At 57.2% G+C, this 271-nt stretch carries 1 protein-coding gene; it reads left to right on the top strand.

Features of this window, described 5'->3' with window-relative positions; translation table 11 throughout:
• Positions 1–105: 105 nt before the first annotated feature.
• The coding region (locus SB756_RS30325; RefSeq protein WP_410913269.1) for an NADP-dependent isocitrate dehydrogenase at positions 106–271 on the top strand (166 nt) is incomplete at its 3' end.

Raw genomic sequence — 271 nt, 5'->3', positions numbered from 1 at the left:
CGAGAATGGCCGCCCAAAGCCGGGTTGTTACCGCAGCCCACCCGCTTGACGCTCGACTGATGCACCCAACATCACCGCGAAGAAACCTCGACATTCGGCTCATGGATGACCTTTGAACGAAAGCGCTTACCCGGCGCACCTCGAGTTTCTGCGCACGCTTTAGCAAAGAAGAGAGTTAATCCGAATATGCCCACCCGCTCGAAGATCATCTACACCTTCACCGACGAAGCCCCGGCCCTCGCCACCTATTCCCTGCTGCCTATCGTAGAAG

The organism is Pseudomonas sp. SIMBA_068 (genome assembly GCF_046534705.1).
Lineage (GTDB): Bacteria > Pseudomonadota > Gammaproteobacteria > Pseudomonadales > Pseudomonadaceae > Aquipseudomonas > Aquipseudomonas putida.
This window is presented reverse-complemented; position numbering and strand designations above follow the sequence as displayed.